The sequence below is a fragment of the Psychrobacter glacincola genome (assembly GCF_904846215.1).
In the GTDB taxonomy this organism is placed as follows: Bacteria; Pseudomonadota; Gammaproteobacteria; order Pseudomonadales; family Moraxellaceae; genus Psychrobacter; species Psychrobacter glacincola.
This window is the reverse complement of record NZ_CAJGZK010000005.1, coordinates 173,380-181,824: the sequence shown is the minus strand read 5'-3', so window position 1 is coordinate 181,824 and position 8,445 is coordinate 173,380. Positions and strand designations below refer to the sequence as shown.

Genomic DNA, 8,445 nt, shown 5'->3' with positions numbered 1-8,445 from the left:
ATATCATTAAATATAAGTCTGTCAACCCTTTGTTCTAATTCGTTTCAACGGGTTATCTGGGTTATAAGTTTGTTAACTTATTTGCCAGCTTCCCTTTGCTGAGGTGCGTATTATAGACGCTTTTAATAGAGTGTCAAGAACTTATTTTATTTAGTTTATGGAAACTTAAAAATCATTTACTTGGTTGGCTAAGTTACTAGAATGATAAATCATTCTCTAAACCACCTTCCCCTTCCGACTGGGTGGCATTATACGCAGTTTTAGATGGGGGTCAAGGGGTTTGTCGAGTTTATTTTGGGTGGTTGTGAATGCTGAACATATGAATTATTACTAGTATAACTATCAATAACTTGTGGTTTTACAAAATATAAAATATTAGTAGCTGTCTTATATAAACAGAGTAATCTAGGATAAATTGATGAGAAAGAGTAAGTTAAATTGGTAAGGACTTACCTAGAATCTAAAGGATATTGATAAACTCAAGAATAACCTATAGTCAGAGAAAAGTAATATCGATACATCAAGTACTGCTGATATTAATTTTTCTTGCTTATTGTGCCTACTCAGACAGAGGCTGCGAATTATTAAGCCTAGTAGCTCTGTACTCTTTTAAAAGTGGATTAACTATATAACCTTTACGCAGATTCCATACAATGGCATTATATAAGGCTTTAATATTGCACTTAATCAATAGCTATTTATTTTATTTTAATTTTTCACTTGTTATGGTTATCTTTATTAGAACCATAGCTTCAGTGTCTAATAGATTCAAAAACTAGCACGCAAATAAAAACCGTCTATTAAAAAATAGGCGGTTTTTATTTGCGTGCCTTAAATTGATTTCTACTATAAAACAGCTTTAGCGTTAACTGGTCGCTTTGGCTTGTAAGGTGCTAAAAATACCTGATAAGGCATAAATAACACCAATCGCTAAGATGCCGACAGGAATATCATATAACACGATACTCATGACCAATACACCAACGATAAGCACCACAAAAGGGACTTTTTTCTTATCAAACTCTTTAAAGCTATAGTACTTGACGTTGCTAACCATCAGCAAACCGCAAATAACGACCCAAGCGGCAAATAATAACATCACAGGCGTATCGTATTGTCCGATCCATTGATTATGATCAACGGCAACCATGACAGCTGCTGTGACTAAAATAGCGGCAAGCGGACTGGCCAAACCAACAAAGTATTTCTTATCGACCTCACCAATCTGAACGTTAAAACGTGCCAAACGGAATGCGGCACAGGCAGTAAAGACAAACGCACAGCCAAGCCCAATACGACCTAATGGCTGCAAAGCAAAGCTATAAATTAAGATAGCAGGCGCAACACCAAAAGCTAGCATATCGGCAAGCGAATCATACTGCTCGCCAAAGGGGCTTTGCGCATTGAGCATACGCGCTACCCTGCCATCTGCGCCATCCAAAATAGCCGATAAGAAAATCGCTAAGGATGCTTTATAAAACTCACCTTGCGTACTGGCTAAAATAGAATAAAAGCCTGACAGCAGCGATAAAGTGGTGATCAAGTTGGGTGCTAAATAAACACCGCGACTGACTACCCGCTTACCTTCAGCGACTTCCGCTTCAATCACCTCGAACGTCAGCCCATCATAGTTCTCATTATCCGCCAAGCGAATATCGAAATCATGCTCATCAATAAAAGGCGGTTGAGTAGCAGCGCTATCTTGTAATAAAGGCTCTTTGATCATACCGTCATTCATCACTTTATCAGTGACCAGACTGCCCTTTGCAAGACTGTTTTTTTCAAGGCTACGTGATGATTGATCAGTCGTCATAACAATATCCTTATTCGCCAACCAACCAGCGGACGGTGGTTGCACTATCAGGTGTTAAATCTGGTGCATCAGCAACTTTTAATACAGGCTGTAAGAAACGCAATATCTCACGCGCTTGGTTATCGAACTGCCATGGCGGATTGATCACGAGTAACCCTGTACCGTTTAGACCGACAGCGATATCTTTAGGATAAATATTTAGCTCACAGACCAGCTGACGTCTCATCTCAGTACGCTTAAGCTTTTTATAGAACAGCTCAACCGCATCGATGTTTTTGATTGGGAACCATAACGCATAAGTGCCTTGTGGCCACTTGTTGTAAGAGTGCACCAACAAATCGATTAGACGGGTAAAATCTTTATGCTCCTGCTCATAAGGAGGATCTAAAAATATCAAGCCACGCTTTTCTTTTGGCGGAATCACGGCAGCGATACCTTCAAAAGCATTGCGATGATGAATACCGATTGGCAATTTATGCAGCTGATAATTCAGTGCATCATATTCACTAGCTTTGGCTTCAAACGCTTCGCCGCGCACGCCAGCCTCTGGATTTTTTTCAACATGATGGGCAATCCACCACGGCGAACCCGGATAGACTTTTTTATCATAGGTAAAACGGGCTTGCTTAATGCCTTCCATATAATCTTTGATGGCAGCTGGCGCTTTTTCGACATCGGCTTTTACCAAGGCTTGAATACCACCTTTGGCTTCACCCGTCTTGCGAGCCTCTTCACTGCCGAGCGAATACAGTCCACGACCGCCATAAGCATCAAGCACATAAAAAGGTTTGTTTTTTTGCCCCATTTGATTCAGCAGTTGTACCAATAAAATGTGCTTGACAACATCGGCAAAGTTACCAGCATGATAGGCGTGTTTATAGTTCATAATCTCAAAAGTTTAAATAAGAAAAATTGCATCTATGGTAGCATAGGATGGCTCAAAGATAACGATGGTTTTGGTAAAAAGGCATAGATTGACGGTGTAATGACAGATAATGGACGATAGCGAGACAAAATGACGAAGATTATTAGCAATCTTGATGTGACAACGTTGGTGGTTGATAATCCAATAGGCAAGGATAATCCGCCACTGTTATCTGTATATCCTACTAACTATGATAATAATCAGCCGCTGCCAACCCAACATCTATTACAATCCTCTGATTTTGAGGTTAATTGGGAACACAAGCTGACAGATAAACAGTTGGATACGTTTGTTGATGATGGTTGGCTCATTATTGACGATGTCTTTGAACAAAAAGCATTATTAGCACTGCAAGCGGAAAGTGGCTTTATTGACTATCGTGATGCTCAGCTAACAGCGGGTATTCGTACCAGTGATATTCGCGGTGATAAAATACGCTGGATTACCAAAGATTTTTTTGCGGGGTTTTACTACCTGCAAAGTATCAATGCGCTTGCTGCTTTATTCAATCAAAGCTTGTACGCTGGTATTCGTCATAGCGAGGCGCATTACGCCTGTTATCCAGTAGGTTTTGGCTACCAATGGCATAGTGACAATCCAACTGGGCGTAATGAACGCGTTATCTCGGCAGTGTTTTATCTTAATGATGACTGGACTACTAGTGACAGCGGTGCCTTAGAAATCGTCGATAAACATGGTATCCATCATAATGTAATGCCTGTCGCCAATAGGCTGGTAATATTCGATAGTGACTTACAACATCAAGTGCAAATCGCGAATCGTCAGCGTTATTCTATCGCGACTTGGATGCGCCGTGATGGCTTAGTGCCTTTTATTGAAGACGTTATTTAAGTACTGTAATATTCATAAAGACTCTCTTACCAGCTACATCCATCCTTCTATAATAAAAAAGGCTTCTCATGTCAGATTTTGATAAAAACCTAACTTCTCAAACCCATCAACAACAAACCTTGGACTTAAGTATTGCCTTACTTGAACGTCCTTCTGTCACCCCAGATGATGATGGCTGCCAAGACATCTTATCTGAGCGGCTGACGCAAGCCGGCTTTGACTGTGAGTTTATGTATTACAGTGATAGACAAGCAAAAGGCGAACATGCTGAGGTTAAAAATTTATGGGCGCGCCGTGGTACCACCAATCCGGTCATTTGCTTTGCAGGTCATACTGACGTCGTCCCAACAGGCGATGAAAAAAACTGGACTTATCCGCCATTTACCCCAACCATTGCAGATGGCTATTTATGGGCGCGCGGTGCGGCTGATATGAAAACTGGCATTGCCGCTTTTACCGTCGCTGCTGAGCGCTTTGTGGCGAATCACCCTGAGCACAATGGCTCAATTGCCTTTTTAATCACCTCAGATGAAGAAGGACCCTCTATTAATGGCACAGTCAAAGTCATAGAAACCTTGGAAGCACGACAAGAAAAAATTACTTATTGCTTAGTAGGTGAACCATCAAGCACGGATACGCTTGGCGATATTATCAAAAACGGTCGTCGTGGCTCATTGGGTGCGGTGCTAACTGTCACTGGTAAGCAAGGTCATGTCGCCTATCCGCACCTTGCCTCAAATCCTATTCATGCCGCTCTGTCAGCGCTCGCAGAATTGACCAATGCTACTTGGGATAATGGCAATGATTACTTCCCTGCAACTTCACTACAAATATCTAATATCAATAGTGGCACAGGCGCGACCAATGTCATTCCTGAAACCTTAGAGGCTGTATTTAACTTCCGCTTTTCGACAGAAACGACTGAAGATGAGCTAAAAGCGAAAACACATGCTATCTTTGATAAATACTTCAAAGACAGCAAGGCCAGTTATGCTATTCATTGGAAATTATCTGGTCAGCCTTTTTTGACGCCTGAAGGTAAATTGGTCTCAGCATGCCAGCAAGCAATTAAGTCTGTGACTGGAACCGATACGACATTATCAACTTCTGGCGGCACATCAGATGGGCGCTTTATCGCGCCAACCGGTGCGCAAGTGGTCGAACTTGGCGTGCGTAACGCCACTATTCATCAGGTCGATGAAAAAGTAGAAGTAGACGACTTAGGGAAATTGGCACAGATTTATGAAGGGATTTTAGAGAATTTGCTATTAGATTAATCAGCATTAGTAAAAACAAAAAGCGCCATCTCTTTTAGAGTTGGCGCTTTTTTAATATAGGTAGTGAATCACTTAGTACATAATATAGTTTATCAGTCAGACCTGTAAAGCCTTAGCCTTTTTACTCAATACCAATATAGAGATCCACTTGACCGAATTCTAGATTGCCATCGACATAACGCTCAAAATCGACATCATAAAGTCGCGTGTGCTCACAACTTGGATCATTAAAATACGTCCATGCCTTCTCCCACGCATTCATCACGGTATTAGGCATGTTACCGTATTCAGAAAATACCATGTATTTTCCTGCAGGGATGCTAACCGTGGTTAGGTTGCTTACATTTTTATTCTTAGTAGCTTTGACAGTATTAGCCGTATCATGATTTTCTGACTGTTCTTGTTGACTGTTCACCTTCCAACTGGCTACCACATCAAAAGCGCCGACATCATCACTCTCATAGTTATGATAAATACCGTAGATATCCTCACCCTTTTCAAGTTGGCTCACGTGATTTTTGTAAAAACTTTGCCATAGCTTGCCTAACTTTGCCGTTTCATGGCTGATTTCATCGGTATTGGTGGTGCGTACGCTGATGCCTGTGCAAATTTGTACATCGGTTAGCTCTTGGATTGGTGCAGTCATGAGACGGTCTGTCCTGTTTTCATTTGAAATTATGTTTATTAAGGCTATGTTTGTCATTAAAAAGTAGTAAAAAGGTCAATCTAGTCCGCTTCATCGATCCAATTCATCTGAATCGCTTCTAAAATACCTTCATTAGACCTTTGTGGATCATCGTCAAAGCCTTCAAGCTCAGTCACCCAGCGATGCAAATCGGTAAAGCGGATATACTGCGGATCCGTCTCTGGGAATTTTTCATAAAGCTCGATGGCGATATCTAGACTGTCTGTCCATTTTAACTTCTGCGGGGTCATAGCGGCTCCTTATTTTTTCATCTTTTTTATAACATATTTTTTGAACAAATTTTCCAATATATAGGTGCTATATACATAAGCACTATCCTACCAAAATTTATCAAATGATTATAGCTAAGTTCGTTATGCAGTCGCTGGTGATTTATTGGCCTTACTAGAGTCAGCCGACTTAACCGCTACTTGGTGTTTATTCCAAGTGCTAATGACATCCGTCATCTGCTCGCCTAGCATATCTAATATCTCAGGCGTGCATTTACCTTTGTTATCCATTAAAACAAACTTGGTCATACCAACGCCCATCAATTGATTTTTGACAAAAAAATGATGATCAAAGTAGACGTACTTTTTATCCCAGCCAACAACCTTACTATTCACTGTCATTTTATCTAAGAACTTAATCTCTTTAAGATAGATCATCTCCTGCATAGCGATAATCCAGCCTAGATCTTTAATGCCTTTCTGATGACAGCATGCCATGAGCCAGTTGGTGATGTTTAGCTCAATAAAAGACAAGTAACGATAGTTTGGCAAATGATCGCGAAAGCCCATATCATGCGGTAATACACGATAATGACGTACAATCGGCGCTGTTAATGTCTCGACACTTAGGCGCTCACTCGTTGATTGCTTCTTAAGTTGTTGTTTGAGTAGGCTGACCATAATAAAAAAACGTATTAACATATTCATAAGTAAATCTCTTAACTGTTATTTTGTATCAATCATGATTGCATATAAATGCGGCATACCTTAACGCAAAAAAAGCCACCGCAGTGACTTTTTTATGTGCAAGCTTCTACTTAAAAATTAATGACCAGCGCCATTGATACTACGTACCATCTCTTCGACCATTTTCTTGGCATCACCAAAGATCATCATGGTCTTGTCCATATAGAATAAGCTGTTATCTAGACCTGCATAACCGGTACTCATCGAACGCTTGATAACCATAATCGTTTGGGCTTTAGTCACTTCTAGAATCGGCATACCAAAGATTGGTGAAGTAGGATCGTCTTTCGCAGACGGATTAACAACGTCATTTGCACCGATAACCAACACCACATCGGTACTCGCAAAGTCTGAGTTAATCTCATCCATCTCAAGAATGTCATCATAAGGGACATCGGCTTCCGCCAATAGCACGTTCATATGTCCTGGCATACGACCAGCAACCGGATGAATCGCAAAGCGCACGTTGACGCCTTCTTCTTTTAACAGCTCATACAGCTCTTTGACCGCATTTTGTGCGCGACCTTGCGCCATGCCGTAACCTGGAACAATCACCACACTACTGGCATTTGCCATAAGGAAGCCTGCATCTTCTGCAGAACCTGCTTTGTAGTTTTTCGGCGCGCCATCATCGCCGCCTGCCGCGACTGCTGACGTACCCATCCCGCCAAATAGCACATTAAGTAATGAGCGGTTCATGGCTTTACACATGATATAAGATAGAATCGCACCTGATGAACCGACGAGCGAACCTGCGATAATCAGCATCGAGTTGCCAAGGGTAAAACCAATACCTGCTGCCGCCCAACCTGAAAATGAATTCAGTAGAGACACGACCACTGGCATATCACCGCCGCCAATTGGGGCAATCCACATCCAACCAAAGATGACCGCAATCACTGCCATAGCATAGAAAGCTGGTAATGAATCTGTGACGAAGTACACGCCACCAAAAGCAATCATCGCTATAAATAGTAGTGCTTGTACTGGTTTTACCCAGCCGCCAACCAAGGTTTTCGCCCAGCTTTTAGCTGCCAACTTGCCAAAGGCAAAGACAGACGCTGAAAAAGTAATCGCACCGATAAAGCAACCGATAAACAATTCAACACGAGCAACCGCACCATGCTGTTGTTCAGTATGCAATACCGTTGCTAACGCAATAGCAACCGCTGCCAAACCAACAAACGAATGCATCAAGGCAACCGTTTCTGGCATTTGAGTCATCGCCACCGTCTTCGCTTTCCACATCCCGACAATAGCACCTAACACCATCGCACCGATAATTAACCAAAGTACGGGGCCTTCTGCTAAGAAGAACGTCGTCACAACAGCAATCGCCATGGCAACCATGCCAAATCGATTACCACGAATCGCCGTTTTTGGGCTAGAGAGACCACGTAACGTCAAAACAAAAAGAATGGCACCGATGAGATAAAACCAATCCGCATTGGCCGCAATCATATTTGATAAGTCACTCATGCGTCACCCCCAGTATTCGTTGTCACTACTTCTTTTTTCACTTTTGGCTTAAACATCGATAGCATACGCTCAGTCACAGCAAAACCACCAAAAATATTGATACTGGCTAAAAATACCGCAAAAGCCCCAAGCAAACTGGTTGGCGTGAATATCGACCCATCAATGGTAACGGTCTGTAGCATCGCACCGACGATAACAATACTTGATAAAGCATTGGTTACCGCCATCAATGGTGTATGCAATGCAGGCGTAACGCCCCAAACGACGTAATATCCGACAAAAATAGCAAGCACAAATACGGTAAAAATCGCTACGAATGGCGTGCTACTCATGGCCGCACCGGCTGGCGCTGCCGCTAGAATAGTGGCAATCATCTTATACTCCTAAAATTTATTCGTGTCTAGCAAATGTACGATAATGAAAATATCAAGACCTAG

9 protein-coding genes are annotated in these 8,445 nt (G+C 41.9%); 2 read left to right on the top strand and 7 right to left on the bottom strand.

Going from position 1 to position 8,445, the window contains the following annotated elements:
- Nucleotides 1–865: 865 nt before the first annotated feature.
- Nucleotides 866–1,813 carry a CDP-diacylglycerol--serine O-phosphatidyltransferase gene (gene pssA / locus JMW90_RS04950; RefSeq protein ID WP_201561951.1) on the bottom strand — a complete coding sequence of 316 codons (948 nt, stop codon included), beginning with the start codon at nucleotides 1,811–1,813 and terminating at the stop codon, nucleotides 866–868.
- 10 nt (nucleotides 1,814–1,823) lie between these two features.
- Nucleotides 1,824–2,699 (bottom strand): 23S rRNA (adenine(2030)-N(6))-methyltransferase RlmJ, encoded by an 876-nt coding sequence (locus JMW90_RS04945; RefSeq protein WP_201561950.1) that lies wholly within the window; start codon nucleotides 2,697–2,699, stop codon nucleotides 1,824–1,826.
- 129 nt (nucleotides 2,700–2,828) lie between these two features.
- Between JMW90_RS04945 and JMW90_RS04940 the strand changes: the two genes are divergently transcribed.
- Nucleotides 2,829–3,590 (top strand): 2OG-Fe(II) oxygenase, encoded by a 762-nt coding sequence (locus JMW90_RS04940; protein WP_201561949.1) that lies wholly within the window; start codon nucleotides 2,829–2,831, stop codon nucleotides 3,588–3,590.
- A gap of 68 nt (nucleotides 3,591–3,658) precedes the next feature.
- Nucleotides 3,659–4,867 carry a succinyl-diaminopimelate desuccinylase gene (gene dapE, locus JMW90_RS04935; protein ID WP_201561948.1) on the top strand — a complete coding sequence of 403 codons (1,209 nt, stop codon included), beginning with the start codon at nucleotides 3,659–3,661 and terminating at the stop codon, nucleotides 4,865–4,867.
- Nucleotides 4,868–4,988: 121 nt separating this feature from the next.
- On the opposite strand, the gene JMW90_RS04930 is transcribed toward dapE, so the two are convergent.
- The 5 genes from JMW90_RS04930 to JMW90_RS04910 form a co-directional block, all read right to left on the bottom strand.
- Nucleotides 4,989–5,513 carry a GyrI-like domain-containing protein gene (locus tag JMW90_RS04930; RefSeq protein WP_201561947.1) on the bottom strand — a complete coding sequence of 175 codons (525 nt, stop codon included), beginning with the start codon at nucleotides 5,511–5,513 and terminating at the stop codon, nucleotides 4,989–4,991.
- 80 nt (nucleotides 5,514–5,593) lie between these two features.
- The gene (gene iscX / locus JMW90_RS04925; RefSeq protein ID WP_011279849.1) at nucleotides 5,594–5,803 is read right to left on the bottom strand and encodes a Fe-S cluster assembly protein IscX; all 210 of its coding nucleotides are present in this window, start codon (nucleotides 5,801–5,803) and stop codon (nucleotides 5,594–5,596) included.
- A 123-nt stretch (nucleotides 5,804–5,926) separates the two neighbouring features.
- Nucleotides 5,927–6,490, bottom strand: a complete 564-nt coding sequence (locus JMW90_RS04920) for an acyl-CoA thioesterase (RefSeq protein WP_201561946.1) — start codon at nucleotides 6,488–6,490, stop codon at nucleotides 5,927–5,929.
- A 117-nt stretch (nucleotides 6,491–6,607) separates the two neighbouring features.
- On the bottom strand, nucleotides 6,608–8,008 hold the full coding sequence (locus JMW90_RS04915) for an NAD(P)(+) transhydrogenase (Re/Si-specific) subunit beta (RefSeq protein ID WP_379607408.1): 1,401 nt from the start codon (nucleotides 8,006–8,008) through the stop codon (nucleotides 6,608–6,610).
- A complete protein-coding gene (locus tag JMW90_RS04910; protein ID WP_201561961.1) occupies nucleotides 8,005–8,340 on the bottom strand; it encodes a proton-translocating transhydrogenase family protein in 336 nt (111 codons plus the stop codon). The genes JMW90_RS04915 and JMW90_RS04910 overlap by 4 nt, the downstream gene beginning before the upstream one ends.
- Between the last annotated feature and the right edge of the window lie 105 nt (nucleotides 8,341–8,445).

Bases quoted from the DNA above. Each gene is read 5' to 3' on its own strand.
- JMW90_RS04910 (WP_201561961.1), bottom strand. From the start codon at position 8,340: ATGAGTAGCACGCCATTCGTAGCGATTTTTACCGTATTTGTGCTTGCT.
- pssA (WP_201561951.1), bottom strand. From the start codon at position 1,813: ATGACGACTGATCAATCATCACGTAGCCTTGAAAAAAACAGTCTTGCA.
- JMW90_RS04915 (WP_379607408.1), bottom strand. From the start codon at position 8,008: ATGAGTGACTTATCAAATATGATTGCGGCCAATGCGGATTGGTTTTAT.
- iscX (WP_011279849.1), bottom strand. From the start codon at position 5,803: ATGACCCCGCAGAAGTTAAAATGGACAGACAGTCTAGATATCGCCATC.
- JMW90_RS04920 (WP_201561946.1), bottom strand. From the start codon at position 6,490: ATGAATATGTTAATACGTTTTTTTATTATGGTCAGCCTACTCAAACAA.
- dapE (WP_201561948.1), top strand. From the start codon at position 3,659: ATGTCAGATTTTGATAAAAACCTAACTTCTCAAACCCATCAACAACAA.
- JMW90_RS04945 (WP_201561950.1), bottom strand. From the start codon at position 2,699: ATGAACTATAAACACGCCTATCATGCTGGTAACTTTGCCGATGTTGTC.
- JMW90_RS04940 (WP_201561949.1), top strand. From the start codon at position 2,829: ATGACGAAGATTATTAGCAATCTTGATGTGACAACGTTGGTGGTTGAT.
- JMW90_RS04930 (WP_201561947.1), bottom strand. From the start codon at position 5,513: ATGACTGCACCAATCCAAGAGCTAACCGATGTACAAATTTGCACAGGC.